The organism is Stenotrophomonas sp. GD03958, from assembly GCF_029839005.1.
Lineage (GTDB): Bacteria > Pseudomonadota > Gammaproteobacteria > Xanthomonadales > Xanthomonadaceae > Stenotrophomonas > Stenotrophomonas hibiscicola.
In genome coordinates this window covers 86,264-111,820 of sequence record NZ_JAOBZT010000004.1, presented here as the reverse complement: position 1 = coordinate 111,820, position 25,557 = coordinate 86,264, and the positions used below count along the sequence as shown (strand labels likewise).

25 protein-coding genes are annotated in these 25,557 nt (G+C 67.6%); 12 read left to right on the top strand and 13 right to left on the bottom strand.

The features are described 5' to 3' along the window. Positions 1–145 precede the first annotated feature (145 nt). Positions 146–739 (top strand): TIGR00730 family Rossman fold protein, encoded by a 594-nt coding sequence (locus tag N5C25_RS02510; protein ID WP_019661256.1) that lies wholly within the window; start codon positions 146–148, stop codon positions 737–739. Between the two features lie 20 nt (positions 740–759). Here N5C25_RS02510 and N5C25_RS02505 read toward each other — a convergent pair whose 3' ends face one another. Beyond that, complete coding sequence (locus N5C25_RS02505) at positions 760–3,603, bottom strand: EAL domain-containing protein (protein ID WP_188249812.1); 2,844 nt, start codon at positions 3,601–3,603, stop codon at positions 760–762. 247 nt (positions 3,604–3,850) lie between these two features. Here N5C25_RS02505 and N5C25_RS02500 point away from each other — a divergent pair, with 247 nt between their 5' ends. From N5C25_RS02500 to N5C25_RS02480, 5 genes are all read left to right on the top strand, one after another. Next, positions 3,851–4,369 (top strand): RNA polymerase sigma factor, encoded by a 519-nt coding sequence (locus tag N5C25_RS02500; RefSeq protein WP_251102730.1) that lies wholly within the window; start codon positions 3,851–3,853, stop codon positions 4,367–4,369. Further along, a complete protein-coding gene (locus N5C25_RS02495; protein ID WP_180832330.1) occupies positions 4,366–5,370 on the top strand; it encodes a hypothetical protein in 1,005 nt (334 codons plus the stop codon). Before N5C25_RS02500 ends, N5C25_RS02495 begins: the two co-directional genes overlap by 4 nt. A 40-nt stretch (positions 5,371–5,410) precedes the next feature. Then, entirely contained in the window at positions 5,411–6,004 is a 594-nt protein-coding gene (locus tag N5C25_RS02490) for a YigZ family protein (protein ID WP_058981751.1), read from the top strand. Continuing rightward, positions 5,997–7,769 (top strand): ABC transporter transmembrane domain-containing protein, encoded by a 1,773-nt coding sequence (locus N5C25_RS02485; RefSeq protein ID WP_053442854.1) that lies wholly within the window; start codon positions 5,997–5,999, stop codon positions 7,767–7,769. The genes N5C25_RS02490 and N5C25_RS02485 overlap by 8 nt, the downstream gene beginning before the upstream one ends. Before the next feature lie 70 nt (positions 7,770–7,839). Continuing rightward, a complete protein-coding gene (locus N5C25_RS02480) occupies positions 7,840–8,034 on the top strand; it encodes a hypothetical protein (protein WP_019661251.1) in 195 nt (64 codons plus the stop codon). Between the two features lie 231 nt (positions 8,035–8,265). On the opposite strand, the gene N5C25_RS02475 is transcribed toward N5C25_RS02480, so the two are convergent. From N5C25_RS02475 to N5C25_RS02465, 3 genes are all read right to left on the bottom strand, one after another. Then, the gene (locus N5C25_RS02475; protein ID WP_279936314.1) at positions 8,266–9,390 is read right to left on the bottom strand and encodes a prephenate dehydrogenase; all 1,125 of its coding nucleotides are present in this window, start codon (positions 9,388–9,390) and stop codon (positions 8,266–8,268) included. Then, a complete protein-coding gene (gene pdxY / locus N5C25_RS02470) occupies positions 9,387–10,295 on the bottom strand; it encodes a pyridoxal kinase (protein ID WP_019661249.1) in 909 nt (302 codons plus the stop codon). The genes N5C25_RS02475 and pdxY overlap by 4 nt, the downstream gene beginning before the upstream one ends. Before the next feature lie 642 nt (positions 10,296–10,937). After that, positions 10,938–12,137, bottom strand: coding sequence for an MFS transporter (locus N5C25_RS02465; protein ID WP_279936313.1), 1,200 nt, complete (start codon positions 12,135–12,137; stop codon positions 10,938–10,940). A gap of 72 nt (positions 12,138–12,209) precedes the next feature. On the opposite strand from N5C25_RS02465, the gene N5C25_RS02460 reads away from it, so the two are divergent. Further along, entirely contained in the window at positions 12,210–13,007 is a 798-nt protein-coding gene (locus N5C25_RS02460; protein ID WP_279936312.1) for a helix-turn-helix transcriptional regulator, read from the top strand. A 59-nt stretch (positions 13,008–13,066) separates the two neighbouring features. Here N5C25_RS02460 and dnaJ read toward each other — a convergent pair whose 3' ends face one another. From dnaJ to hrcA, 4 genes are all read right to left on the bottom strand, one after another. Continuing rightward, the gene (gene dnaJ / locus N5C25_RS02455; protein ID WP_279936311.1) at positions 13,067–14,188 is read right to left on the bottom strand and encodes a molecular chaperone DnaJ; all 1,122 of its coding nucleotides are present in this window, start codon (positions 14,186–14,188) and stop codon (positions 13,067–13,069) included. Positions 14,189–14,342: 154 nt separating this feature from the next. After that, entirely contained in the window at positions 14,343–16,265 is a 1,923-nt protein-coding gene (gene dnaK / locus N5C25_RS02450; RefSeq protein WP_021202053.1) for a molecular chaperone DnaK, read from the bottom strand. A gap of 181 nt (positions 16,266–16,446) precedes the next feature. Continuing rightward, entirely contained in the window at positions 16,447–16,962 is a 516-nt protein-coding gene (gene grpE, locus N5C25_RS02445; protein WP_279936310.1) for a nucleotide exchange factor GrpE, read from the bottom strand. 63 nt (positions 16,963–17,025) lie between these two features. After that, positions 17,026–18,090, bottom strand: a complete 1,065-nt coding sequence (gene hrcA / locus N5C25_RS02440; protein ID WP_019661243.1) for a heat-inducible transcriptional repressor HrcA — start codon at positions 18,088–18,090, stop codon at positions 17,026–17,028. A 115-nt stretch (positions 18,091–18,205) separates the two neighbouring features. On the opposite strand from hrcA, the gene recN reads away from it, so the two are divergent. Continuing rightward, positions 18,206–19,867 carry a DNA repair protein RecN gene (recN, locus tag N5C25_RS02435; protein ID WP_111104893.1) on the top strand — a complete coding sequence of 554 codons (1,662 nt, stop codon included), beginning with the start codon at positions 18,206–18,208 and terminating at the stop codon, positions 19,865–19,867. A 110-nt stretch (positions 19,868–19,977) separates the two neighbouring features. Here the strand turns inward: recN and N5C25_RS02430 are convergent, their stop codons facing one another. Beyond that, on the bottom strand, positions 19,978–20,895 hold the full coding sequence (locus N5C25_RS02430) for a LysR family transcriptional regulator (RefSeq protein ID WP_279936309.1): 918 nt from the start codon (positions 20,893–20,895) through the stop codon (positions 19,978–19,980). Positions 20,896–20,992: 97 nt separating this feature from the next. Between N5C25_RS02430 and N5C25_RS02425 the strand changes: the two genes are divergently transcribed. Continuing rightward, on the top strand, positions 20,993–22,237 hold the full coding sequence (locus tag N5C25_RS02425) for an SGNH/GDSL hydrolase family protein (RefSeq protein ID WP_279936308.1): 1,245 nt from the start codon (positions 20,993–20,995) through the stop codon (positions 22,235–22,237). Positions 22,238–22,295: 58 nt separating this feature from the next. Here the strand turns inward: N5C25_RS02425 and fur are convergent, their stop codons facing one another. Further along, on the bottom strand, positions 22,296–22,712 hold the full coding sequence (fur, locus tag N5C25_RS02420; RefSeq protein WP_014646807.1) for a ferric iron uptake transcriptional regulator: 417 nt from the start codon (positions 22,710–22,712) through the stop codon (positions 22,296–22,298). 103 nt (positions 22,713–22,815) lie between these two features. Here fur and bamE point away from each other — a divergent pair, with 103 nt between their 5' ends. Then, positions 22,816–23,208: an outer membrane protein assembly factor BamE gene (bamE, locus tag N5C25_RS02415; protein ID WP_049470299.1), complete on the top strand. Its 393-nt coding sequence runs from the start codon at positions 22,816–22,818 to the stop codon at positions 23,206–23,208. Between the two features lie 35 nt (positions 23,209–23,243). Here the strand turns inward: bamE and N5C25_RS02410 are convergent, their stop codons facing one another. Both N5C25_RS02410 and N5C25_RS02405 read right to left on the bottom strand, forming a co-directional pair. Beyond that, positions 23,244–23,501: an RnfH family protein gene (locus N5C25_RS02410; RefSeq protein ID WP_049470301.1), complete on the bottom strand. Its 258-nt coding sequence runs from the start codon at positions 23,499–23,501 to the stop codon at positions 23,244–23,246. Positions 23,502–23,504: 3 nt separating this feature from the next. Then, positions 23,505–23,930, bottom strand: coding sequence for a type II toxin-antitoxin system RatA family toxin (locus tag N5C25_RS02405; protein ID WP_053463290.1), 426 nt, complete (start codon positions 23,928–23,930; stop codon positions 23,505–23,507). 57 nt (positions 23,931–23,987) lie between these two features. Between N5C25_RS02405 and smpB the strand changes: the two genes are divergently transcribed. Both smpB and N5C25_RS02395 read left to right on the top strand, forming a co-directional pair. Beyond that, positions 23,988–24,491, top strand: coding sequence for an SsrA-binding protein SmpB (smpB, locus tag N5C25_RS02400; protein ID WP_049470305.1), 504 nt, complete (start codon positions 23,988–23,990; stop codon positions 24,489–24,491). Further along, positions 24,488–24,919, top strand: a complete 432-nt coding sequence (locus N5C25_RS02395) for a GNAT family N-acetyltransferase (protein ID WP_279936307.1) — start codon at positions 24,488–24,490, stop codon at positions 24,917–24,919. The genes smpB and N5C25_RS02395 overlap by 4 nt, the downstream gene beginning before the upstream one ends. A gap of 28 nt (positions 24,920–24,947) precedes the next feature. Here the strand turns inward: N5C25_RS02395 and N5C25_RS02390 are convergent, their stop codons facing one another. Continuing rightward, on the bottom strand, positions 24,948–25,520 hold the full coding sequence (locus N5C25_RS02390; protein ID WP_279936306.1) for a hypothetical protein: 573 nt from the start codon (positions 25,518–25,520) through the stop codon (positions 24,948–24,950). Positions 25,521–25,557 lie beyond the last annotated feature (37 nt).

Sequence of the window (25,557 nt, the reverse complement as noted above, 5' to 3'; positions counted from 1 at the left end):
CGGCCTTTGCCGCGATCTGAACGAAGAGCAGCCGAGCATGGCTCGGCTCTACAGAAGGGCTCATAATCCAAGGACACCCCGTCCCCGACCGCCCTGCGGTTGGCGACGGGGCGTTTTCGTTTCCGGCCAAGAGACAGGAAGATCCATGAAATCGATCTGTGTGTACTGTGGTTCCAACGCTGGCAGCAAGCCGGCCTACACCGAACGCGCCATTGCCCTGGGCGACCGCATTGCCCGCGACGGCCTGCGCCTGGTGTATGGCGGCGGCAACGTCGGCCTGATGGGAACCGTGGCCAATGCCGTGCTCGCCGCTGGCGGCGAGGTGACCGGCGTGATCCCGCGCCAGCTGGCCGACTGGGAAGTGGCCCACCGCGGCCTGACCGAACTGGAGATCGTCGGTTCGATGCATGAGCGCAAGTCGCGCATGTTCGATCTTGCTGACGGCTTCGTCGCCCTGCCCGGCGGCTTCGGCACCATGGAAGAGATCTTTGAAATGCTGACCTGGCGCCAGCTGGGCATCGGCAACAAGCCGTGCGCCTTCCTCGATGTGGAAGGTTTCTACGCCCCGCTGATCGGCATGATCGATCGCATGGTGGAAGAGCGCTTCCTGCACCCGGACCAGCGCCAGGACCTGTGGTACGGCTCGGACATCGAAGCGATGCTGGAGTGGATGCAGAACTACCAGCCGGCCCAGGCCTCGAAGTGGATCGACGAGAAGCGTCGCGCTGCCCTGCGTTGATGCAGCCGCACGCGGTGGGCTCAGGCCGCCGCGTGCGACCACGGTGCGGGCCGCCCCAACAGGTAGCCCTGGCCGTAGTCGCAACCCAGTTCGCGCAGGGTCTGCCGCTGCGCCTCGGTCTCGATTCCTTCGCCGATGGTTTCGATGCCCAGCGTGCGCGCCAGCGACAGCACGCCCTCGACCAGCGCGCGCGTGCTCTGCACTTCCGGCCCATGCAGGCCAGCGATGAAACTCTGGTCGATCTTCAACGTGCTGATCGGGAAACGGTGCAGGTAGGACAGCGCGGAGAAGCCCGTACCGAAATCGTCCAGCTGCACCTGGATGCCGCGCTCGCGCAGCCCCTGCAGGATGCGCAGGGTGTGCGGGGCATCATCCAGCAGCGCCACCTCGGTTATTTCCAGCCGCAGCCGCTGCGGATCGGCCCCGTATGCGTCCAGCAGGCCGAACAGGCGGCCGCTGAACTCCGCAGAGCGGAAATGCCGCGGTGATACGTTGACCGATACATAGCTGTGCCCGCCTTCGGCGAGGCCAATGATCACCTGTTCGTAGATCAGCCAGTCGACCTGCTCGATCAGGCCGCTTTCCTCGCCCAGCTCCAGGAACGCGCCGGGCAGCAGCAGGCCACGGCGCTCATGCTGCCAACGCAGCAGCGCCTCGTGGCCGACCACTTCACCGTCGGACAAGCGCACGATCGGCTGGTAGAACGGTACGAAATCGCGGTTGTTGATCGCACGGCGCAGGTCGGCTTCCAGGTCCAGGCTGCGCATGGCTTCTTCGCGCATGTCCTCGTCGAAAATCGCACAGCGGTCATGGCCCTGCGCCTTGGCCCGGTACATGGCCGCATCCGCATCGCGCAGCAGCTCTTCTCCGGTGCGGTAGCGCGGATTCCACAGGGCAATGCCCAGGCTGCCGGACGGAAACAGTTCGCGCCCGGCGATCCACATCGATTCCTGCAACGCCAGCAGCAGCCGCTGGCCGAAATCCAGTGCCTGGGCCAGACCTTGCGGGCATTGCAGCAGCACCGCGAATTCATCACCGCCCAGCCGTGCCACCACGTCGTCGGCGCCGGCCATCGATACGATGCGCTTGGCCACTTCCTCCAGCATGCGGTCGCCGGCGGCATGCCCGATGCTGTCGTTGACCAGCTTGAAGCGATCCAGATCGAGGAACAGTACGGCGAACACCGGGCCACCCTCACGCCTGGCCAGCACCAGCGCATCCTGCAGTCGATCCAGCAGGTGCAGGCGATTGGGCAGGCCGGTCAGCGCATCGTGCATGGCCTGATGGGTGAGCCGCTGCTCGGCCCGCAGCCGCTCGCCGATCTGCCCGAGCAGCTTTTCGTTGACCTCGGCCAGCTCGCGGGTACGTTCTTCCACGCGCTTTTCCAGTTCGGCATGCGCCGAACGCAGCCGCTGCTGGTCGCGTTGACGGGCCAGGCCGGTACCGATGTTCTGCGCGACGAAGGTCAGCAGGCGCTGGTCGTGAACGCTGAACGTGCTGTTTTCGCTGTAGCTCTGCACCACGATCGCGCCGACCACTTCGTCGTCGCGCAGCAGCGGCACGCCCAGCCAGCAGTGCGAACGTGCACCGGATTCACGCACCTCGCCACTGGCCAGCAGCGCATCGATCTGCGCGCGCGAGGCCAGCAGCGGGCGCCGGTTGCGCACCACGTATTCGGTCAGGCCCCGGCTGAAGGGCCGTGGCGCGCGGCTGGCATTGTGCTCGTCCACCGAATACACGAAATCCAGGCCGTTGCCGGCCGGGTTGACCAGGGCGATGTAGAAATTGCGCGCGTCGAGCAGGCGCCCGACCACGCCGTGCACCTGCCCGTAGAACTGAGCCAGGCTGTCGGCCGACATCGCCATTTCGGCGATGTTGTACAGGGCGGTCTGCAGCTGTTCGGCACGACGACGCTCGGCTACCTCGTCCTGCAGGCTGTGGTTGGCCCGCTGCAGTTCCTGGGTGCGCCGCGCCACCTGCTGTTCCAACCGGACCTGCGCCTGGCGCCGATCCATCGCGGTCTGCACGTGCTGGGCGACGAAGCCCAGCAGTGCGCGCTCGGCCTCGCCGTAGCGGGCGGCCTGTTCATAGCTCTGAACCACGATGGCCCCGCAGACGCGGCCGTCGCGCAGCATCGGCACGCCCAGCCAGTCCAGGCTTTCGGGACCGCGCTGCGGGTCATGCTCCTGTTCCATCACCTGCGCCAGCAGTTTGCGCGAAGGGCCACTGAGCGGCTTGCCATGGCGCAGCAGCGCCACGGTCAGGCTGCGCGGCATCTCGCTGGCGTCATGGCTCTGCGTGGGATCGGCGACGAAGTCATCGACCTGATCGGCAAAGTACAGGAACCGGATCTGGTCGCGCACATCGTCGTATTCCACGATGTAGCAGTTCTCGGCATACATCAGCGTGCCGAGCACGCCATGCACGTGGCGCAGCATCTCGGGCATTTCCAGGTCGGCACCGGCCAGATCGGCAATCTGGAACAGGGCCTGCTGCAGCCGCTCAGCCTCTTCCAGTGCCTTGATCTGGCCGGCTTGGCGGCCGCGCTGCAGCGCCAGCTCCATCGCCTGCCGGGCAACCCCCCACCATGCAGGCGAAGGCGCCGCCCCGGCTACCGACAACAGCAACCGCGCACCGTCGTATTCCCAGCCATGCTGACCCTCGCCGATTCCCGGCTCCGCGGCCACCGGGCCGGCAACTGCTGGCGACGGCCAGCCGCCCTGGCCACGACCGAGCTGCGGGTCGTCCCAGCCAACGCGAACCACGGCCGTTTCCGGCAAAAGCGCATGCAACGCGCGCACCAGCGCCGTGCTCAGCACGGCCTCGTGTGGTGACTCTTCCGCCGGTTCAGCATGCGTGGACAAATGACAATCTCTTGGCGCCGTCTGTGCGTCGCCTCCCCTGAGCCGCCGAGCATAGCGCGCCACCCGGGGGGCAATGGAAGCCCGTAAACCCCGAATCGTGCACCCGTACGTTTTTCCTGCTGTCCGTAGCCCCATCCGAGCCATGACCCTCGCCCTGCCCGCCCCCGCCACCGGCTATGCGCCATCGCCCGCAGGCCTTACCCTGTACGCCGTGGAAGCCAGCGCACTGCCAACCGATGAAGCCTTGATGCTGGCCTGGGCCGGTGGCGACCTGCGCGCCTTCGAAAGCCTGTATGCGCGCCACCGCAAGCGCCTGTTCGGCTTCCTGCTTCGGCAACTGCGCGACAACGCGCTGGCCGAGGAGATCTTCCAGGACGTCTGGCAGCGGGTGATCAGCGCCCGCGCCGGCTGGCAGCCCGAGGCCGCGTTCAGCACCTGGCTGTTCCGCATCGCCCACAACCGCCTGAATGACCATTGGCGTGCCGCCCGTCATCGCCCCGCCGCGCCGGCCGACGCCGATCTGCGCCTGGCCGCGATCGAGGATGGGCAGACTCCGGAAGGCGAGCTATCCGAATTCGAGCAACGTCGCCGCATCCAGCTGGCGATGGAAGAACTGCCGCCGGAGCAGCGCGAAGTGCTGCAGCTGCGGCTGGATCAGGAACTGAGCCTGGAGGAGATCGGCCAGATCACCGGCGTAGGCCGGGAAACCGTGAAATCGCGGCTGCGCTATGCGATGGACAAGCTGCGTGCGGGATTGAACGCATGAACCGAGACGAACCACTGACGCCGGAAGAACGCGAGCTGTCCCGGCTGCTCGGCCGTCGCGCCGAACAGGCACCGCCGGCTGCACTGGACACCGCCATTCTGGCCGCGGCCCGTGCCGCCGTGGATGCTCCGCCTGCCGATGCAGTGGCCTCTCCGGAGGCGCCGCGCACGCAGCGCACACGCCCGCGTTGGCCGGCCGTGTTCGGCATCGCCGCCTCGATGGTGTTCGCCATCGGCATCGCCTGGCAGCTGCGTCCGGAACCGCCGCCGATTCCGGCCGGTGAGGCGGCCGTGGCTGCGGCACCGGCTGCGGCAGAAGACAGCGCGGCTGCCGATCAGGCCGCTGGCAACCGCGCAGCCGACAGCGCGGTGGTGGCAGCGGATCCTGCTACTGCGCCCGCAGCACCCGAGGCGGCCCCCGTTGCCGCCGCCCCGGCACCGGCCATCGCGCGGGCGTCCAAGCCCGTTCCGGCCGAACCCGATGAAGCGTCGGCCCAGGCAGCACGATCGATGGCTGCGGATGCGGCCGCCGATGTCTCCTTTGCGGCCCTCCCGCCCGCACCGGCAGCGGCGCCGCCTGCGCCACCTGCGCCACCGGCACCCGCCGCCTACCCGGCACCCACACCGGCACCGGCCCTCGCGCCGGCAGCGTCCGGGGCACTGAAAGCACGCGCGGCCAGCGCACCGGCCGCCAATGCAGCCGAGGTCGAGCGGGCGCAGGCGCTGGATCGGGTGGAGATCACCTCGATGAAGCGTGAGGCTCCCAGCCGTTCCGCACCGGGCATCATGCGCCGCGGCAGCGATGCGCGCCTGAGCGCGGATGCCGTGCAGGCCGAAGTGGACGCCGACGCACGACTGCCGCGCCGGCAGTGGCTGCAGAAAATCCGCACACGACGCGACGACGGCCAGCGCGATCTGGCCCGTGCCAGCCTGGAGCGCTACATGCAGCAGTACCCGGAAGCGCGCCTGCCGCGCGACCTGCGGCCGCTGCTGGACGATTGAAGCGGACGGGAACACCCGGCAACCCCGTAGAATGACGGGAATGCTCGATACCCTCGCCCAGCCGGTCAGCCACACGCTGGAAGTCAAACACAGCCGTTTCATCACCCAGGCCGCGCCCATCGACGGCGCCGCAGCGGCCATGGCGTTCCTGCAGCAGGTCGCGGTGACCGATGCCACCCACAACTGCTGGGCCTACCGGCACGGCCAGGACTATCGTTCCAGCGACGATGGCGAGCCGGCCGGCACGGCTGGACGTCCGATCCTTGCGGCGATCGACGGGCAGGGCTTCGACCGGGTGATGGTGGTGGTGACGCGCTGGTTCGGCGGCATCAAACTCGGCGCCGGTGGCCTGGTACGCGCCTACGGTGGCGCCGCCGCCGAGTGCCTGCGTACCGCCCCGCGCCTGCCGCTGGTGGCGCTGGCCCGGTTGCAGCTGCTGGCTGGCTTTGAGGACCTCGGCACCCTGCACGCCACCCTGCCCGCCTTCAGCGCGGAAAAGCGCGATGAACAGTTCGATGCCAACGGTGTGTGCCTGCGGATCGAACTGCCTGCCGATCAGGTCGACGCATTGAAAATCCGCCTGCGCGACGCCACCCGTGACCGTATCCGCATAGAAGACGACCAGGATGACTGACAAGGACGACGCCCCCGCTTCGACCCCGCCGCTGCGGCGCCTCGGCAGCCTGCGCACGCTGTGGCCATTCGTACGCCGCCACAGCGGGCTGTTCACCGCCTGGCTGCTGGCCCTGGCGGTGTCTTCGGCCGCCACGCTGAGCCTGCCTCCGGCGGTGAAGCAGATGATCGATCATGGTTTCAGCAGCGGCGGCCAGATCAACCGTGCGTTCGCCCTGCTGATGCTGGTGGCGGTAGTGATGGCGTTGGGCACGGCCGCGCGCTTCTACTTCGTGTCGCTGCTTGGCGAGAAAGTCGTGGCCGACCTGCGCAGCCAGCTGTATGCCCACCTGATCCAGCTGGGCGCCGGCTTCCACGACCGCAGCCGCAGCGGAGAGCTGGTCTCGCGCCTGACTGCGGACACCGAACTTCTGCGCAGCGTGGTCGGCTCGACCATGTCGGTGGCTCTGCGCAGCACGGTCACGGTCATCGGCAGTCTGGCGATGCTGTTCGTCACCAGCCCGCGGCTGGCCGCATGGTCGCTGCTTGGCATCCCACTGGCGGTGCTGCCGATCATCATCGGCGCACGCAAGCTGCGCACGGTCGCGCGCAACAGCCAGGACCGCATCGCCGACGCCAACAGCCTGGCCAGTGAGACACTGGGCGCGGTGCGCACGGTACAGGCACATGCGCGCGAAGCCTATGAACGCGGACGCTTTGACAAGGCACTCGGTGATGCCATCGGTGCCGCTCGGCGCCGCATCGGCGCGCAGTCGCTGGTCACCGCCAGCGCCATCCTGCTGGTGTTCGGCGCCATCGTCGGCGTGTTGTGGCTGGGCGCGCACGATGTCATCGACGGCCGCCTCAGCGCCGGCACGCTGGGTCAGTTCGTGCTGTATGCATTGATCGGCGGCGGTTCGGTGGGCGCGCTGGCCGAAGTATGGAATGAGCTGCAGCGCGCCGCCGGCGGCATGGGCCGCATCGGCGAGCTGCTGCAGGAAGACATCGAGATCCGCGCGCCGGCCCAGCCGCACGCGTTGCCGCAACCGCTGCGTGGCGAGATACGATTCGACGACGTGGTGTTCCACTACCCGCAGCGACCAGACCAGGCCGCACTGGACCACTTCAACCTGCATGTGCGCCCCGGCGAGACCGTAGCGCTGGTGGGTCCGTCAGGGGCGGGCAAGAGCACGGTGCTTTCGATGCTGCTGCGCTTCCATGACCCAGCCAGCGGCCGCATCGACGTGGACGGCATCGACGTGCGCCAGGTCGACCCGGCCGAGCTGCGCGCGCAGCTGGCGCTGGTGCCGCAGCAGCCGACGCTGTTCGCGGCCAGTGCACGCGACAACATCCGCTATGGCCGCTTGCAAGCCAGCGACGCGGAAGTCGAGGATGCCGCGCGTGCCGCCGAGGCCGATGCTTTCCTGCGCGCGTTGCCGCAGGGCTATGACAGCGAGCTGGGTGAGCGCGGTGCCCGCCTTTCCGGTGGCCAGCAGCAGCGTGTGGCGATTGCCCGCGCGCTGCTGAAGGATGCGCCGATCCTGCTGCTGGATGAAGCCACCAGCGCGCTGGATGCACAGAGCGAACACAGCGTGCAGCAGGCATTGGAACGGTTGATGGCGGGTCGCACCACGCTGGTCATCGCCCACCGCCTGGCCACCGTGCTCAAGGCCGACCGCATCGTGGTGATGGACCAGGGCCGCATCGTCGCCGAGGGCACGCATGCACAGCTGCTGGCCGAAGACGGACTGTACGCTGAACTGGCACGCCTGCAGTTCATCGATTGATGACGTCCGGCTAACATCGGCGCGGCCAAGCTGGCCGCGCAACAGCAGCATCCGCTGAAGGAGGTGCACGATGTCGTTCCGTCAGTTCCCCGCCGTCGACAGCAACGGCGAAAGCCACATCATCATCGAGTTCAAGCCCGAAGCGAGTGGCAGCGGGCACCACTCCGAAGCTACGCCACGCTATGAGCTGGATGACGGGCGCCAGCTGGTGCGCAATGGCCGTGAATTCACCACCAGTGGCGGCGAGTTGAGGTTGACGATTTGAGGTTCGCCGGGCATGGCCCGGCGCTACCGGATTTCATTCCGCCCCGCTCTGGTGGGTGTCGATCTTGGTCGACATGCTTTTTGCCAAAGGCGGTCGAGCATGGCTCGACGCTACAAAAAAGCATGGTCAATTTTTGACCAACCATCTTGACAGCCTTGGCTGCCAAAGGCTGCGCGCGGTTATCCACATGTTTGCTCAGAATCCATCCACACCACCTGTGGATGAATGTGTTCAACCCAGCACCCGTCCGATGCCGCTGGCGTCCACCTCGGCCGCCGCCCGGGTGATCGCTGCCGGATCGCTGCCGGCCACGAACCCGATCCGGAAATGCACTTCGCCCCCGGGCGTGCGCGAGGAATGGATCGAGGCCAGACTGATGCGGTGCTGCTCGAACACGTTCAGCAGCTCACGCAGCGAGCCCGGCCGGTCCTCCGGCAAATGCACCGACAGCGCGTTGCGCTCGGTCAGGTCCGCCAACAGGTAACCCACGCGTTCGAACGTGTAGTTGCCGTCAGCCAGTTCCTGCTCGCCGAAGGCATTGCGATTGGCCAACAACAGCTGCTCACGGAATGCACTGCGTGCAGTGTCGTCGCCCTGCCCGACCTGGGCCTGCAGGGCCTGCAGCTGGCCGACCAAGCGCTCCAGCATCGGCGCCACGTACGGGTTGCCGAACTGGATGTCCTCGTAGATCGCGGGGTTCAGCGACAGGATGCGCGAGATGATCGCCGTATCCAGTTCGAACGATGCCGACCGGTACGGCATCATCGCGGCCAGGTCGCCCAGCTGCGGCTGGTACTGGCGCAGCACGCCGGCCTGGGCCAGGTGGGTGGCATGCACCATCGCCTGCACCAGCGCCATCATCTGGTCGTGATGCTGCGGCGTGGCGCGCACGCACTCAGCCTGCAACGCCGTGCACAGCGTATCAACCCACGGTTGCCAGTGCCGCAGCCGCGCTTCGCCGACCACCATCACCCGGCCCTTCAGGGTCGGCGCCTTGGGCGGCGCGGTCATCGGGTGCAGGCCGACCACTTCGGCTTGAGAGGCCAACATCGCCTGCACCGGCGCTTCTTTTACCGAGGTCACGTCCAGCCACAGCCGGTCCTGCTCGCGGCCGGCCGACTGCTGCACGTACGCGGCAATCAGAGCCGGCGTATGCCGGATCGGTGCCGAGAACACCAGCACGTCAGCCTGCGCCAGCAGCTGTTCCGGCGTATGCGAGTCCCGATCGGCCGGATCGTGGCCGATCACCTGCAGCTGCATGTGCTGCTGGAAGAAGCGGGTCAGCCAGCGCCCGTAGGCGCCGGCACTGCCGATGATGCCGACCGTGCGCGGCGTGCGTGGGTCCAGGCCGCTCATGCCACGCGTTCGGCGCGGAAGCGCGTTCCTTCGGCCAGCGCCGCCGGCGCTGCAGCAATCACGTCGAACTCTTCGAAGCCGTTGTCGAGGGTCGCCTCCAGCGCCGCATGGGTGCCGGCAATCGCGCGCGAGATCGCTTGCTGCATCGATTCGCCGCGCAGCAGGAACGACACCACCAGCGACATCAGCACATCACCGGTGCCTGCCACGTCCACTGGCAGCAACGGCGAGGTCCAGCGCCAGGTTTCCTCGCGGCCAACGGCCAGGGTTACCAGTTCACCCGGGGTGCCGCCCACGCTGTGCGCGATCACCCAATGCGGGCCGCGATCCAGCAGCGTGCGCGCGGCGGCGATGGCATCGGCCTCGGCCAGCGCTGGCATGCCGGTCAGGCGATTGAGTTCAAAGGCGTTCGGGGTCACCAGCCAGGCATGGGGCAGCAGGCGCTCGGCGAAGATCGCTTCCAGGCCCGGTTCCACGTACGGGCCGGTGTGGGTGTCACCGATCACCGGGTCCAGGCAATAACGCAGCTGCGGGCAGCCCGGCAGGATCGCGTCCAGCCAGTCGGCGAAGGCGGCACCGTTGGCGGTGCTGCCGAAGTAGCCGGACACCAGCATCTTCGCGCGTTGCGGCAGGCCGCGCTCGTGGCTGCCGAGCAGCAGGTCGGCGAACCAGTCGGCCGGCAGCACGCGGCCACGCGTGGTGTCGTAGAACGGCGCGTTGCTGAGCAGCACCGTCGGAATGCTTGCCACACGCACGCCCAGCGCGCGCATCGGCGGGATTGCCGCGCTGTTGCCGGCATGACCGTAGACGAGTTGCGACTGGACCGAGATGACATCGATCGGGGACGGACCGTCGGGCCGCTGGCGGCGGCCGTGGACCAGGTGGTTATCAAGGGATTCGCTCATGACCGCATTCTACGCCCAAGGGGGTTTTCGGCAGGGCTTGCAGCCCTGCACCTGCGCAATGCAACGGCAACCGCAACGGCCGAAGCCGAAGCCAAAGCGGCATTCCGCGGGGTGGCGGGTCGGTGTCGGAGTGCGGGGACGCCGCAAGTACGTCCTTGTAGGCTTGGCAGCGGCATCCATGCCGCTGACACCCCGCACGCCGACACCGCCCCGCCTTCGACAGGTTCACGCGGCTGTTGTTCCGCGCGGCTGTTGGTGGTGTCGACCTTGGTCGACACATCTGTCAGATATCGAATGAGTCATCCACGCATGGCGTGGATCTACCGTGTCGACCAAGGTCGACACATCTGTCAGATATCGAATGAGTCATCCACGCATGGCGTGGATCTACCGTGTCGACCAAGGTCGACACACACCAGGGCAACGTCGTTCCGACAGATCGCGGAAAACGGTCGAAGGCGGGGTGGGTCCGGTTGCGGGGGCGTGAGCGCCATGGATGGCGCGACCGAGCCTACAAGGACGTATTCACGGCGTCCCCCGCAACCGGACCCACCCCGCCAATCCACGGATAGCGCGCTTTGGCTTTTGATGTTGAGTTGATTCTGCAGGTGCAGGGCGCAGCCCTGCAAAAAAAAGCACCCCTCAGTGAGCGGCAGGCCGCGACGGCGGCAGCCACGCCGCCACGATGCCCAGCAGCGGCAGGAACGCAGTCAGCTGATAGACGTACTCGATGCTGGTCTTGTCCGCCAGCAGGCCCAGCACGGCGGCACCCAGCCCGCCCATACCGAACGCGAAACCGAAGAACAGGCCGGACACCATGCCGATCCGGTGCGGCATCATTTCCTGCGCATAGACCACGATGGCCGAGAACGCCGAGGACAGCACGAAACCGATCAGCACCGCCAGCACCGTGGTCCAAAACAGATCGGCATGCGGCAGCATCAGTGCGAACGGCGCAACGCCCAGGATCGAGGTCCAGATGATCGGCTTGCGGCCGATGCGGTCACCCAGCGGGCCGCCGAGGAAGCCGCCGGCCGCGGACGCCACCAGGAATGCGAACAGGTGCAGCTGCGCCTGTGCCACCGGAATGCCGAAATGGTGGATCAGGTAAAAGGTGAAGTAGCTGCCGATGCTGGCCATGTAGAAGTACTTGCTGAAGATCAGCACCAGCAGGATCGCCAGCACCTTGGCCACGGTGCGCGGCGGATGGCGCGGCGCCGTCGAGGCGGTGCTGGCCGGGCGCGGGAAGCCCAGGTGCAGCGCGTACCAGCGGCCGACATAGGTCAGCAGCGCAATGCCGATCAGCGCCGCGCCCGCGAACCACGACGCGGCATGCTGGCCATACGGCACGATCACCGCCGCTGCAATCAGCGGGCCCAGCGCGGTACCGAAGTTGCCACCGACCTGGAACACCGACTGCGCGAAACCATGGCGACCGCCCGAGGCCAGCCGCGCGATGCGCGAGGCTTCCGGATGGAAGATGGCCGAACCAATGCCGACCATCGCCGCCGCCATCAGCACCACCGCGTAGTTCGGTGCGAAGCCCAGCAGCAGCATGCCGGACAGGGTCGAGGCCATGCCGATCGGCAGCGAGTACGGCGCCGGGCGGCGGTCGGTAGCCATGCCGATCAGCGGCTGGAAGATCGAGGCGGTGAGCTGGTAGGTCAGCGTGATCAGGCCGATCTGGGTGAAGCTGAGGTTGAAGCCGCCCTTGATCACTGGATAGATGGCCAGGATCAGCGACTGCATCATGTCGTTGACGACATGCGAGGTGGAGATGGCGGCCAGCACGCCGGGGGCCACCGGGCGTGAGGTGGTTGCGGGAGAAGCCAGGGTCGACATGGATACAGTCAGGTTGGGGGCGAGCCACGCATGCTACGGTGACCTCCCCCTCCCTTCTGCCGCGTTCGGGTCATGGCATATCGCAAAAAGGACATCCCCTGCCAGGTCCGCGAGACTGCGCCGTGGAACGAGGTTCCGGTGCACCGCCCAGTGACCTGCCGCGCCCGCCATTACAAGCCCGGGACCCACATCGCGCCCCACCGGCACCGGCGTCACCAGCTGGTGTTCGCCATGTCCGGACTGATGGTGGTGCGTGCAGACGGCGGCCGCTGGGTAGTGCCTTCAACCCGCGCGATCTGGGTCCCGGCCGGCACGGCCCATGCGGTGGACTGCATCGCCGAAGTACACATGCGCAGCCTGTACGTGGAGCCGGACTTCGCGCCGCAGCTGCCGGACGAAGCGTTCGCGGTACAGGTGGCGCCGCTGCTGCGCGAGCTGCTGCTGGCCGCCAGCCTGATCGAGACCGCGCATGTGGACGACAGCCGCGACGGCCGCGTGGTGCGCCTGCTGCTGGACGAGCTGCACCGCATGGACGTGCTGCCGCTGCACCTGCCCTCGCCCACCGACCCGCGCCTGCGGCGGATCTGCCAGCACATCCAGAAGCATCCCGGCGACGACGCCACGCTGCAGGATTGGGCGCAGGCCCTGCAGGTGGACGTGAAAACCATCCAGCGCCATTTCGCCAGCGAACTGGGCATGACCTTCGGGCAGTGGCGACAACAGGCGCGGCTGCTGGCCGCACTGGAACGGCTGGCCGTCGGCGACAAGGTCATCGATGTCGCGCTGGCGATGGGTTACGACAGCCCAAGCGCGTTCACCAGCATGTTCAAGCGGCAGCTGGGGCAGACACCTGCGGCGTTTTTCCGCTGACCGCATACGAAAACGCCGGGCATGGCCCGGCGCTACCGTTCAATGCTTGCGTTGAGAACTCAGGACGTCATGCGGTCCCAGAAGCCCTTCACGCCATCGATGAAGGTGGCCGACTTCGGCGAATGCTTGCGCGCTTCCTCACCAACGAAGGTGGCTTCGAACTGCTCCAGCAGCTTGCGCTGCTCGTTGGTGAGGTTGACCGGGGTCTCCACCACCACACGGCAGTACAGGTCACCCTCGCTGCGGCTGCGCACCGAACGTACGCCCTTGCCACGCAGGCGGAACAGCTTGCCGGTCTGGGTCTCGGCCGGGATGCGGATCTCCGCCTCGCCGCCGAGCGTGGCCACGCGCACGGTGTCACCCAGTGCCGCCTGCGAGATGCGGATCGGCACTTCGCAGTGCAGGTCGTCGCCATCGCGCTGGAAGATCGCATGCTCGCGCACGCGCACTTCCACGTACAGGTCACCCGGCGGCGTACCGGCCGGACCAGCTTCGCCCTCGCCCTGCAGGCGGATGCGGTCGCCGGTATCGACGCCCGCCGGCACCTTCACTGACAGCACCTTGTCTTCCTCGACGCGGCCATTGCCGTGGCAGGTCTTGCAGGGCTTGGCGATGATCTGGCCACGGCCGCCGCAGTTGTGGCAGGCCTGCTGCATGGCGAAGATGCCGCGCTGGATGCGCACCTGGCCACGGCCGTGGCACACGTTGCAGGTCTCGACCTTGCCGTCCTCGGAGCCACTGCCATCGCAGTCGTTGCACTCGGCCAGGGTCGGAATCTCGATGCGGCGCTCGACGCCGCGCACGGCTTCTTCCAGGTCCAGCTCCATCACGTAGCCGATGTCGGCGCCGCGACGGGCCTGGCGCGGACCACCGCCGCCACCAAAGATGTTGCCGAAGATATCGCCGAAGATATCGTTCATGTCCGGGCCGCCCGGACCACCGCCGCCCATGCCGTGCTCGAACGCGGCGTGGCCGTGGCTGTCGTACATGCGGCGCTTGTTGCCGTCGGACAGTACTTCGTAGGCTTCCTTGCACTCCTTGAAGGAGGCTTCGGCCGCCGTATCGCCCGGGTTGCGGTCCGGGTGGAACTTCATCGCGCAGCGACGGTAGGCCTTCTTCAGCTCTTCGTCGGTGGCGGTGCGGGCAACGCCCAGCACTTCGTAGTAATCGCGCTTGCTCATATCGTGAATCGGGTTCCGGAACGTCGGGATTCGTCAAAGCGGAAGAGCGGAACCAGGTCCGCTCTTGCGTCGGGCGCCCCGACACGCCGGTGGGCGGTCAGGACCCTGATGCGACAACGGGACGCTGGTGGCCAGCGTCCCGCGTCGGTCCGGATCAGGACTTCTTGTCGTCCTTGACTTCGGTGAACTCAGCGTCGACCACGTCGTCCTGCGCCTTGCCGGCATTGCCGGCGTCGGCACCCGGGGCACCGCCCTGGTCGGCCGAAGCAGCGGCGAACAGCGACTGGCCAGCCTCTTCCAGTGCCTTCGACTTGGCTTCGATCTGTGCCTTGTCGTCGCCCTTCATCGCGGTTTCCAGGTCAGCCAGCGCTGCCTCGACCTTGCCGATGACATCGCCGCCGACCTTGCTGCCGTGCTCGGTGATCGCGCTGCGGGTGCCGTGGATCAGGGCGTCGGCCTGGTTGCGGGCCTGCACCAGTTCCTGGAACTTCTTGTCTTCTTCGCGGTTGGCTTCCGCGTCGGCGACCATGCGCGCGATCTCCTCCTCGGACAGGCCCGAACCGGCCTTGATCTCGACCTTCTGTTCCTTGTTGGTCTTCTTGTCCTTGGCCGACACATGCAGGATGCCGTTGGCGTCGATGTCGAAGGACACTTCCACCTGCGGCAGACCGCGCGGGGCCGGCTCGATGCCGGACAGGTCGAACTTGGCCAGCGACTTGTTGAAGCGGGCCTGTTCGCGCTCACCCTGCAGCACGTGCACGGTCACGGCCGACTGGTTGTCCTCGGCGGTGGAGAACACCTGCGAGGCCTTGGTCGGGATGGTGGTGTTCTTCTCGATGATCTTGGTGAACACGCCACCCATGGTCTCGATGCCCAGCGACAGCGGGGTCACGTCCAGCAGCAGCACGTCCTTGACGTCGCCGCCCAGCACGCCGCCCTGGATCGCCGCACCCAGTGCCACGGCCTCGTCCGGGTTGACGTCCTTGCGCGGTTCCTTGCCGAAGAACTCGGTCACCGCCTGCTGCACCTTCGGCATGCGGGTCTGGCCGCCGACCAGGATCACTTCGCTGATGTCGCTCGAACGCAGGCCGGCATCGTTCAGGGCGACGCGGCACGGCTCGATCGACTTCCTGATCAGGTCGTCCACCAGCGCTTCCAGCTTGGCGCGGGTCAGCTTGATGTTCAGGTGCTTCGGACCCGACGCGTCAGCGGTGACGTACGGCAGGTTCACTTCGGTCTGCTGGGCGCTGGACAGCTCGATCTTAGCGCGCTCGGCAGCGTCCTTCAGGCGCTGCAGGGCCAGCGGATCCTTGCGCAGGTCGATGCCCTGGTCCTTGTTGAACTCTTCAACCAGGTACTCGATGACGCGGTTGTCGAAGTCTTCGCCGCCCAGGAAGGTGTCGCCGTTGGTGGCCAGCACTTCGAACTGCTTCTCGCCGTCGACGTTGGCGATCTCGATCACCGAAACGTCGAAGGTGCCGCCGCCCAGGTCGTACACCACGATCTTGCGATCCTTGTTGTCGCCCTTGTCCAAGCCGTAGGCCAGCGCAGCCGCGGTCGGCTCGTTGATGATGCGCTTGACGTCCAGACCGGCGATGCGACCGGCGTCCTTGGTCGCCTGGCGCTGGCTGTCGTTGAAGTAGGCCGGCACGGTGATGACCGCTTCGGTGACCTTCTCACCGAGGAAGTCCTCGGCGGTCTTCTTCATCTTTTCCAGCACCTTGGCCGAGATTTCCTGCGGCGCCATCTTCTTGCCGTCGCTGGTGGCCACCCAGGCGTCGCCATTGTCATGGGCCAGGATGCTGTACGGGACGTGGGCGATGTCCTTCTGCACCTCGCCATCGGTGAACTTGCGGCCGATCAGGCGCTTCACCGCGTAGAAGGTGTTCTTCGGGTTGGTCACGGCCTGGCGCTTGGCCGAGGCACCGACCAGGACTTCGCCGTCCTTGGTGTAGGCGACGATCGACGGGGTGGTGCGATCGCCTTCCGAATTCTCGATGACGCGGGCCTTGCCGCCGTCCATGATCGCCACGCACGAGTTGGTGGTGCCGAGGTCGATACCAATGATCTTGCCCATGGGGGAGACTCCTGAGGATGCTTGTTGGGGTCAGTCCGGCCGTTCGGCCGGTGGATGAATACGATGTGGGGGAGGCTCGTGGAACATTCAAGCCATCCTCCGAACGCTGTGTTTCCGGTCATCCGGCGCGTTCAGCGTCGGGTCGGGTGGCGGTGGCTGTCCGCCGCCCGGCCCCGCGGGATCACTCGGCGGCCACCACCACCAGCGCCGGCCGCAGCAGGCGCTCGTTGAGCAGGTAGCCCTTCTGGAACACGGTCACCACGCTGCCCGGGGCGGCGCCCGGGGTCGGCGCCTGGCTGATCGCCTGGTGGTGTTCCGGGTTGAACGGCTGGCCGATCGGGTCCAGCAGGACCAGGCCGTTGTCGGCAGCGACCTTGAGCAGCTGCTTGTAGGTCAGCTCCAGGCCTTCGCGCAGCGGATGGGCGTCATCGCCAGCGGCCTTCAGGCCGGCGTCCAGGCTGTCGAACACGGGGAGCAGATCGCCCAGCAGCTTCTCGTTGGCGAACTTGCGGGCCTGTTCGATGTCACGGGCAACGCGCTTGCGCTGGTTCTCCAGGTCGGCGCGCTCACGCAGGGCATCGGCCTTGACCTGTTCGATTTCGGCGCGCAGGCGCTCGACTTCGTCGTTGACGCCGGCGGCGGCAGCCGCATCGGCGGCACTCTGCTGGGATTCGATATCTGGCTGTTCGTGGTTCATGTCTGGGTCCCTGGCGGTCAAACTCCGCCTCCAACCACCCTAGTGTGGGCGGGATGCTGCGTTTCAAGCGTCGGATGTTCCCGGCGTGCGCGAGGCCGGTGAAAAGGCCGCGCCGAGCACATCGGCCGTGGCCTGGACCAGCGGGATCACGCGGTCGTAGGCCATCCGCTTGGGACCGATCACGCCCAGCACGCCCAGCACTTGGCCGTTGGCGGTGTACGGGGCGGTGACCAGCGAGACGCCCTGCAGCGGCATCATCCCGGTCTCCTCGCCGATGAAGATGCGCACGCCCGGCGCCTGGATGGTCCGCTCCAGCAGCTGCAGGATCTCGCGCTTGCTGGAGAACAGCTCGAACAGTTCGCGCAGGCGCTCCAGGTCAGACAGGTCCTGCACCCCCATCAGCCGGGTCTGGCCGGCCACCAGCATGTCGTCGGCCGGCGGCTGCAGGGCCTGTTCGGCCAGTTCGATGCTGTGCGCCAGCAGCTGTTCCAGTTCGGACCGGGCATCGCGCAGTTCCAGCAGCAGGCGGGTGCGGATCTCGGCCAGCGGCAGGCCGGCGAAATGCGCATTGAGGTAGTTGGCGACCTGCTCCAGCTGCCCCGGCGCAAACTCCTGGCGGGTCTCGATCACCCGGTTCTGCACCTCGTTGTCGGCAAATACCAGGATCGCCAGCACCCGGCGCCCGTCCAGCGCCACGAAATCGATCTGGCGGAAGGCGAACTGCTCGCGCCGCGGCGCGCTGACCACGCCGACGAAGTGGCTCATCGCCGACAACAGTTCCGAAGCGCTGCCGAGCAGGGCCTGGGTGCTGCCGCCACCGGCCAGTTCCTGGCGCAGCCGGGCCAGCTCGCCCTCGCCCGGCGGCTGCATCTGCAGCAGGCTGTCGACGAATACCCGGTAGCCGTGCGCGGTCGGCACCCGCCCGGCCGAGGTATGCGGCGAGGCCAGCAGGCCCAGGTCCTCCAGGTCGCCGAGGATGTTGCGGATGGTGGCCGGGCTGACCTCCAGCCCGGCCACGCGTGCCAGCGTCTGCGAACCCACCGGCTCACCGTCCTGGATGTAACGCGCGATCAGCGTGCGCAGCAGATGGCGCGCACGCGGGGCAAGCTGGTCGGGAGAACCGTGCATGGAATCAACCTGTGAGACACGGACACTAGATAATGGCGGCGCATCACCTTGGCAAGTCATTGGACCTCCCGCGCCCGCGTGCTAGCGTTGCGCGGCTGCTGATACCCCCTTACCCATGCTCAGACATCTTTCGATCAAGGATTTCGCCGTCGTCCGCGCTACCGAACTGGAGTTCGGGCCAGGCATGACCGTGGTTTCAGGTGAGACCGGCGCCGGCAAGTCGCTGATGGTCGACGCGCTGGGCTTCCTGTCCGGCCTGCGCGCCGACAGCGGCGTGGTCCGCCATGGCGCCGCCCGCGCCGAGCTTTCCGCCGAATTCGCGCTGGAGCAGCTGCAGGCCGCCCGCCAGTGGCTGGCCGACAACGAGCTGGACGACGAGGACCAATGCCAGCTGCGCCGCGTGATCCGCGCCGACGGCGGTTCCCGGGCCTGGATCAACGGCCGCCCGGTGACCCTGGCCCAGCTGGGCGACCTGGCCTCGTTGCTGGTGGAGATCCACGGCCAGCACGAACAGCAGGCCCTGCTGACGCGCCCGTCGCAGCTGGCGCTGCTGGATGCCTATGCCGGCAACGAGAACGAACGCCGCCAGGTACGGCGCGCCGCCGCGGCCTGGCAGGCACTGGTCGATGAATCGCTGGCGCTGTCGCAACAGGGCGACGTCAGTGACCGGATCGGCTTCCTCGAGCACCAGCTGCGCGAACTGGACCGGGAAGACCTTGAGCCGGAATCGATCGCGGCACTCGGCGCCAGCCACCGTCGCCAGGCCCACGCCAGCGCCCTGCTGAGTGCCTGCCAGGCGGCCAGCAACCAGCTCAACGGTGACGACGGCAGCTCCGCGCTGGACCTGTTGCAGCAGGTGCGCCACGAGCTGTCGCGCCTGATCGAACACGACCCACGGCTGGGCGAGGTGGACGGCCTGATCGAGAATGCCTCGATCCAGCTGCACGAAGCCCTGTCGCTGCTTGACCGCGTGCACGACGATCTGGATGCCGACCCGGAACAGTTCGAGGAGAACGAGCGCCGCCTCGGCCGCCTGCACGACCTGGCCCGCAAGCACCGCGTGCCGATGGACGAGCTGGGCGCGCAACGCGAGCGCATGCATGCCGAAGTGGAGCAACTGCGCGGCGCCGACGAGCGCCTGCAGCGCCTGGCCGGCGAGATCGACAAGGCCGCCGCCGCTTGGCGCGTGCAGGCTGAAGTGCTGACCGCCAGCCGCCGCAGCGCCGCCGCCGAACTGTCGGCCACCACCACCAGCATCATCGCCGAGCTGGGCATGGGCGGCGGCCAGTTCCTGATCGAGCTGGAACCCCAGGACGCCGGCAAGCCCGACCCACAGGGCGCCGAACGCGTGGAGTTCCTGGTCGCCGCCAACGCCGGCCAGCCGCCGCGCGCCCTGCGCAAGGTGGCCTCGGGCGGTGAACTGTCACGCATCTCGCTGGCCATTGAAGTGGCCGCGCTGGACCTGGATGCGGTGCCCACCATGGTGTTTGACGAGGTCGACTCCGGCATCGGCGGCGCGGTGGCCGACATCGTCGGCCAGAAGCTGCGCGCGCTCGGTGAGAAGCGCCAGGTGCTGTGCGTGACCCACCTGCCGCAGGTCGCTTCCAAGGGCCACGCCCACTACCGGGTCAGCAAGGCGCCGGTGGAAGGCATGACCCAGAGCGCAGTGGAAAAACTGGACAGCAAGGCCCGCGAGGAAGAGCTGGCGCGCATGCTGGGTGGCGTGGAAGTGAGCAAGGAAGCGCGCGCCGCCGCACGCAAGCTGCTGCAGGTGTAACGCCGCCCGAGCCGGGCATAGGCCCGGCTTCCGCGCGGTAGTGCCGGCCGCTGGCCGGCAACCCAACACGGGTGGGCGAAGATCGTGAGGTTGCCGGCCAGCGGCCGGCCCTACCCCCGTGGCTGCGTCAGATCGACCTGTTCCACCAGGAAATCGAGGAACGCGCGCACCCGCAGCGGCAGGTAACCGCCCTGCCCCAGGAACACGGCGTGCACTTCTTCCAGGTCACCCGGATTGGCCTCTTCCAGCACCGGCAGCAGGCGCCCGGCGGCGACGTCGTCCTGCACCTGGAACGCGGCCAGGCGGGCCATGCCCAGCCCGCCCAGCACCAGCTGGCGCAGCGCGTCGCCGTTGCTGGCACGGGCATTGCCACTGGGCAGCACCATCCGCTCGCGCCCGTCCTGCAGCAGCGGCCAGCCCTGCATCGCGCGCGCATGACCGATGTCCAGCCGGTTGTGGGACTGCAGTTCCTCGGCGTTGCGCGGCACGCCATGCCGCTGCAGGTACGCCGGCGCGGCCACGATCATCATCCGCGTCGCGCCCAGCCGACGCGCGACCAGGCTGGAGCTTTTCAGCGGACCGGCCCTTACCGCCACGTCGGTGCGCTGCTCCAGCAGGTCGATCACTTCATCATTGAGGGTCAGGTCCACCCCGACCCGCGGGTTGCGCGCCAGGAACGCCGGGAGCAGCGGCAAGAGGAAATGCTGGCCGAACGGCACGTTGGAGTTGACCCGCAGCCGCCCGCGCGGCTCGGCATGGGCGCTAGCGCAGCGCTCGGCCTCCTCGAGGTCAGCCAGCACGCGCAGGCCACGCTCGTAGAACGCGCAGCCTTCCGGGGTCAGCTGCAGCTGGCGGGTGGAGCGCTGCAGCAGGCGCGTGCCGAGCCGCTGCTCCAGCCGTGCCACCAGCTTGCTTACCGCCGAGGGCGTCATGTCCAGGCTGCGGGCGGCGGCAGAAAAGCCACCGGTCTCGATCACCCGCACGAACACTTCCAGTTCGCCGGATCGGTTGATGTCGGGTCGCGCCATGGCGATGAATCCAGTTCACAGATGATTGTCCATGCGCAGTCTAGTTCACAGGTGAACCCGGAATCACCATGGCCGTCCCTTTCCTCCGGACCGACCGATGACCCGTTTGCGCCAGCTCACTGCCACCGTCCTGCTCGCCCTGTCCGGCGCGGCCGGCGCCTCGCCCACTGCGCACTGGGTCGCCAGCTGGCAGGCCAGCCCGCAACCGGTCTGGCGCGCGGATTTTTTGTTCCCGACGCTGGTTCCGACCACGCTGCACGACCAGACGTTCCGCCAGACCGCGCGCATCAGCCTGGGCGGTGCACGGTTGCGGGTGCGCCTGAGCAATGCCTACGGTACGCAGCCGCTGCGGATCGGCGCCGCCAGCGTCTCCGCACGCATGGACGGCGCCCCTCGGCCACTCAGCTTCGATGGCCAACCCGGCGTGCTGATCGGCCCCGGCCAGGAACGGCTGAGCGACCCGCTGGCGCTTGCCACCGACGACCGCCAGGCACTGCAGGTCAGTGTCTTCGTGCCGGGGCCGGCGGCGGTCCAGACGTTCCATTGGGACGGTCGCCAGACCAGCTGGATCGCCGCTGGCGACCAGAGCCGGGCCCAGTCGCTGCGCGCTGCCAGCAGCACCACCGCGCGCCTGCTCCTGGCCGGTATCGACGTCGAGGCCAACGCCAGCGCGCGCAGCGTGGTGGTGATCGGCGACTCGATCACCGACGGCGCCACGGCCAGCCTCGACCAGGACCAGCGCTGGACCGACCACCTGGCCGCGCGGCTGGCCCCGCGCGGGGTGGCGGTGGTCAATGCGGGCATTTCCGGCAATCGGCTGCTGAGCGACGGCATGGGTGAGTCCGCCCTGGCCCGCTTCCAGCGCGACGCACTGGATCAACCCGGCGTGGCGAGCGTCATCGTGCTGATCGGCATCAACGACATCAGCTGGCCCGGCACCGCGTTCGCCCGGGGCCAGGCCAGGCCAACGCTGGCCGAACTGCAGGCGGGCTATCGCACCCTGGCAGAACAGGCCCGCAGGCGTGGTGTGCGGATAATCGGCGCCACCCTGCCACCATTCGCTGGTGCCCTGCCCGGCACGCCGCTGGACGACTACTACCACCCGGACAAGGATGCCCTGCGGCGGCAACTCAATGCCTGGCTGCGTACGGACAGCCCGTTCGAAGCGGTGATCGACCTGGACGCGGCGCTGCGCGACCCGGCCGAGCCGTTACGGATGGCCGCCGCCTACGACTCCGGCGATCACCTGCATCCGGGTGATGCAGGGAACCGGGCGATGGCCGAGGCGGTGGACCTGGACCTCCTGATGGGATCATCCAGGCGTGGCGGGAATCTACCGTAAGCAACGAAAAACCCCGGGCAGGCCCGGGGTTTCGTCGCATCCAGCGGGCCTGAACGGCCTACTTCCGCTTCTTGCGCACGTACAGCACCAGCGAGTGCTCTTCCAGCTCGTAGCCATGGTCGGCCGCGATCTTGCGCTGCAGCTCCTCGATCTCATGGCTCTCGAACTCGATGATCTTGCCGCTGTCCACGTCGACCATGTGGTCGTGGTGGCCACCACGGTCCAGTTCGTAAACGGCCTGGCCGCCCTCGAAATTGTGCTTGAGCACGAGGCCGGCAGCCTCGAACTGGGTCAGCACCCGGTAGACGGTCGCCAGGCCGATCTCGTCGCCATGCTCGAGCAGCTGGCGGTAGATGTCCTCGGCGGTCATGTGGTGCTGGTGGTGCTGGGCATTGCGCTGTTCGAGCAGCGCCAGGATCCGCATCCGCGGATGGGTCACCTTCAGGCCGACTTTACGCAGGTCGTGGGTTTCCATAGGTCTCCGTTCATTGGCGATTTAGCGCCAGCTGCCTCGGATTGGGTCGCGGTGGCACGCCGGGAGTGTATCATCGGTTTGATTTCCCCAACCGCCAGTCCCGATGCGCAATCTCCTGTTGGTCGCCGCCGTCGCCCTGTCCACCACCGGGTGCGGCATCATCTACAAGCAACCCATCTATCAGGGCAACCTGATCCGGGAAGATGCCGTGGCCAAGCTGCAGGTCGGGCAGAGCAAGCAGCAGGTCAGCGCGCTGCTGGGCACCCCGTCCATTCCCGACCCGTTCCACGCCCAACGCTGGGACTACACGTCCAGCCAGCGCGTGAACCGCCTGGGCCGCACCGAAGTGAAGAACTTCGTGGTCTTCTTCGAGAATGACACCGTGACCCGTTGGGAAGGCGACTACTTCCCGGGCAACGACAAGGCCCTGGCCCAGCAGACCGTGCGCCAGTTCGGCCGCAACCTGCCGAAGGACAAGAAGAAGAAGGGCCGCTGAGCCCCCTGCCCGTCCGCAACGACGGGTTGCCGGGATCAACCGCCGAGCGCGCGACGCCGGCGGTTGTCCTTTGGATCGGCCAGCAGCGGGCGCAGCAGTTCGATGCGGTCGCCATCCAGCAGCACCTGCTGCGGACGCGCCAGGACGCCGTGCACGGCGGCGGCCGGACAAACGGCACTGCCTTCCAGCGCCGCAGCGGCAATGGCGTCGGCCACGGTGGCACCCTCCTCCAGTTTCAGTCGGCGCGACAGCACCCGCTGTGGCCAGGCCAGTACCACCTCGACCTCGATCATCGCTCAGGCCTCGTCGGCGACGCGGATGAAGTCGTTGACCATGCGGTCGGCCAGGCTCTGGAAGCCCAGCGCCAATGCGGGACCAAGCAGGCGCGAGCTCGGTTCGAACTCCAGGGTGAGAGTGACCTTGCAGGCGTCCTCGGCCAGCGCATGGAACTCCCACCGGCCGTGCAGCTGCTTGAACGGGCCATCGCGCAGCTGCATATCGATGCTGTACGGGCGCCGCAGCGTGTTTTCCGTCTGGAACCAGGTGCTGAACGAACCCAGGCCCAGGTCAAGGCGCGCCACCAGGCGGTCCTCGCCCTGCTCCAGGATCTGGGCAGCCGAGCACCAGCGGAAACGGCTCGGATAGGCCTGGACATCGTTGACCAGGTCGAACATGCGCGCGGCCGAATGTTCGACCAGGGCGCTGCGGCGGATAGTTGGCATGAATACAGGACGTTTCGGCAATCGACCGGGCGGGCCCGAATCGGAGACAATACGGAAATGAGCAAGAACAGCGGCAAGGATAAAGCAAAGAGCGCGACGGCCAACAAAACCATCGCGTTGAACAAGCGTGCCCGCCACGAATACCACATCGAAGAACGGTTCGAGGCCGGCCTGGCCCTGCAGGGCTGGGAGGTGAAGTCGATCCGCGCCGGCCGCGGCAACATCATCGACGCCTACGCCTACGTGAAGCGCGGCGAGATCTACCTGATCGGCGCACAGATCACCCCGTTGATCCAGGCCTCGACCCACGTGGTGGCCGAAGATCGCCGCGAGCGCAAGCTGCTGCTGCACCGTAGCGAGATCGACAAGCTGGTCGGCAAGGTCGAGCGCGATGGCTACACGATCGTGCCCACCGCGATGTACTGGAGCAAGAACAAGATCAAGCTCGAGATCGCGCTGGCCAAGGGCAAGCAGACCCACGACAAGCGCGATGCCGCCAAGGACCGCGACTGGGCGATCGAGAAGCAGCGCGTGATGCGTCGCGGCAACCGCGACGCATGACCGCCCCCATCGGCGCCCTGGTGACTGCCAGCGCCGATGAAACGCGCACGTTGTGCGCGCGCCTGCTGGCCTTCAACCAGGCCCACGGCGGCGATTCACTCGATGAGACTCCAGTCCGCCTGGCCTGGCATGACGAGCACGGCGCGCTGCGCGGTGGTGTGCTGGCCGACGTCTGTGCCGGCTGGCTGCAGGTGCATGTGCTGTGGGTGGATCCGGAACTGCGCGGGCAAGGCATCGGCCAGCGCCTGCTGGCGGAAGCAGAAGCCGCCGCGCGCCAGCTTGGCGCCCGCAACGTGATGCTGGATACCTTCGACTGGCAGGCCGAAGTTTTCTACCTGCGGCAGGGTTACACCGTGTATGGGCGACTGCCCGACTGCCCACCCGGTCACGAGCGGATCTACCTGCGCAAGACGTTGTCGGGGCCGTAGTCGTGTCGGCGCTGGAGTTGCCTGCCGGTCACCCTGCCAGCACGCCCTGCCCGCGCATGCGCGGTGCCAGCGCGGCGTGCATCACGGCCAGATGCATCACCACCGCCAGTTCCGGCGCATGCCGGTCATCGCCGGCGCGCCACCGCTGTGCCAGCTGGGCCGCGTCGGCCGGCAGCAGGGCCAGCAACTGGGCGTCATCCATCGAATCGGCCGCGCCCTGGAGCTGCCGCGCCATCTGCCGCGACTGCCACACATGTACGCCGATGCTGAGGCTGGCCAGCGACATCAGGACCACGGCCAGCCCGTGCTCGAACCACTGCGACAGCACTTCCGGCCCCCACAGCAGGGCCGCCAACACCGCCAGGCCCGGCAGGCGCCAGCCCAGCCAATGGATGCGACCGCGCTGCGACCAGTGCACCACCACCGCACTGGCGACCAGTGCCGCGGCCGCGGTGGCCGGCAGTTCGGTCAGCCCGGTGGCCGCAAGCAACACCGCCAGCACCACCCAGACCCAGCCGGGCGGCAGTGCGCGCCGCTGGTAGTCGGCACCGACCGGCCCGATCAGTTGCCGCAGGCTGCGTTGTTGGCTTGCATCGGTCACCCACAGTCTCCGTGTCTGTCCCGGCTGGGATGGTCGC

Bases quoted from the DNA above. Each gene is read 5' to 3' on its own strand.
- N5C25_RS02510 (WP_019661256.1), top strand. From the start codon at position 146: ATGAAATCGATCTGTGTGTACTGTGGTTCCAACGCTGGCAGCAAGCCG.
- N5C25_RS02500 (WP_251102730.1), top strand. From the start codon at position 3,851: ATGCTGGCCTGGGCCGGTGGCGACCTGCGCGCCTTCGAAAGCCTGTAT.
- N5C25_RS02495 (WP_180832330.1), top strand. From the start codon at position 4,366: ATGAACCGAGACGAACCACTGACGCCGGAAGAACGCGAGCTGTCCCGG.
- N5C25_RS02490 (WP_058981751.1), top strand. From the start codon at position 5,411: ATGCTCGATACCCTCGCCCAGCCGGTCAGCCACACGCTGGAAGTCAAA.
- N5C25_RS02485 (WP_053442854.1), top strand. From the start codon at position 5,997: ATGACTGACAAGGACGACGCCCCCGCTTCGACCCCGCCGCTGCGGCGC.
- N5C25_RS02480 (WP_019661251.1), top strand. From the start codon at position 7,840: ATGTCGTTCCGTCAGTTCCCCGCCGTCGACAGCAACGGCGAAAGCCAC.
- N5C25_RS02475 (WP_279936314.1), bottom strand. From the start codon at position 9,390: ATGAGCGGCCTGGACCCACGCACGCCGCGCACGGTCGGCATCATCGGC.
- pdxY (WP_019661249.1), bottom strand. From the start codon at position 10,295: ATGAGCGAATCCCTTGATAACCACCTGGTCCACGGCCGCCGCCAGCGG.
- N5C25_RS02465 (WP_279936313.1), bottom strand. From the start codon at position 12,137: ATGTCGACCCTGGCTTCTCCCGCAACCACCTCACGCCCGGTGGCCCCC.
- N5C25_RS02460 (WP_279936312.1), top strand. From the start codon at position 12,210: ATGGCATATCGCAAAAAGGACATCCCCTGCCAGGTCCGCGAGACTGCG.
- dnaJ (WP_279936311.1), bottom strand. From the start codon at position 14,188: ATGAGCAAGCGCGATTACTACGAAGTGCTGGGCGTTGCCCGCACCGCC.
- dnaK (WP_021202053.1), bottom strand. From the start codon at position 16,265: ATGGGCAAGATCATTGGTATCGACCTCGGCACCACCAACTCGTGCGTG.
- grpE (WP_279936310.1), bottom strand. From the start codon at position 16,962: ATGAACCACGAACAGCCAGATATCGAATCCCAGCAGAGTGCCGCCGAT.
- hrcA (WP_019661243.1), bottom strand. From the start codon at position 18,090: ATGCACGGTTCTCCCGACCAGCTTGCCCCGCGTGCGCGCCATCTGCTG.
- recN (WP_111104893.1), top strand. From the start codon at position 18,206: ATGCTCAGACATCTTTCGATCAAGGATTTCGCCGTCGTCCGCGCTACC.
- N5C25_RS02430 (WP_279936309.1), bottom strand. From the start codon at position 20,895: ATGGCGCGACCCGACATCAACCGATCCGGCGAACTGGAAGTGTTCGTG.
- N5C25_RS02425 (WP_279936308.1), top strand. From the start codon at position 20,993: ATGACCCGTTTGCGCCAGCTCACTGCCACCGTCCTGCTCGCCCTGTCC.
- fur (WP_014646807.1), bottom strand. From the start codon at position 22,712: ATGGAAACCCACGACCTGCGTAAAGTCGGCCTGAAGGTGACCCATCCG.
- bamE (WP_049470299.1), top strand. From the start codon at position 22,816: ATGCGCAATCTCCTGTTGGTCGCCGCCGTCGCCCTGTCCACCACCGGG.
- N5C25_RS02410 (WP_049470301.1), bottom strand. From the start codon at position 23,501: ATGATCGAGGTCGAGGTGGTACTGGCCTGGCCACAGCGGGTGCTGTCG.
- N5C25_RS02405 (WP_053463290.1), bottom strand. From the start codon at position 23,930: ATGCCAACTATCCGCCGCAGCGCCCTGGTCGAACATTCGGCCGCGCGC.
- smpB (WP_049470305.1), top strand. From the start codon at position 23,988: ATGAGCAAGAACAGCGGCAAGGATAAAGCAAAGAGCGCGACGGCCAAC.
- N5C25_RS02395 (WP_279936307.1), top strand. From the start codon at position 24,488: ATGACCGCCCCCATCGGCGCCCTGGTGACTGCCAGCGCCGATGAAACG.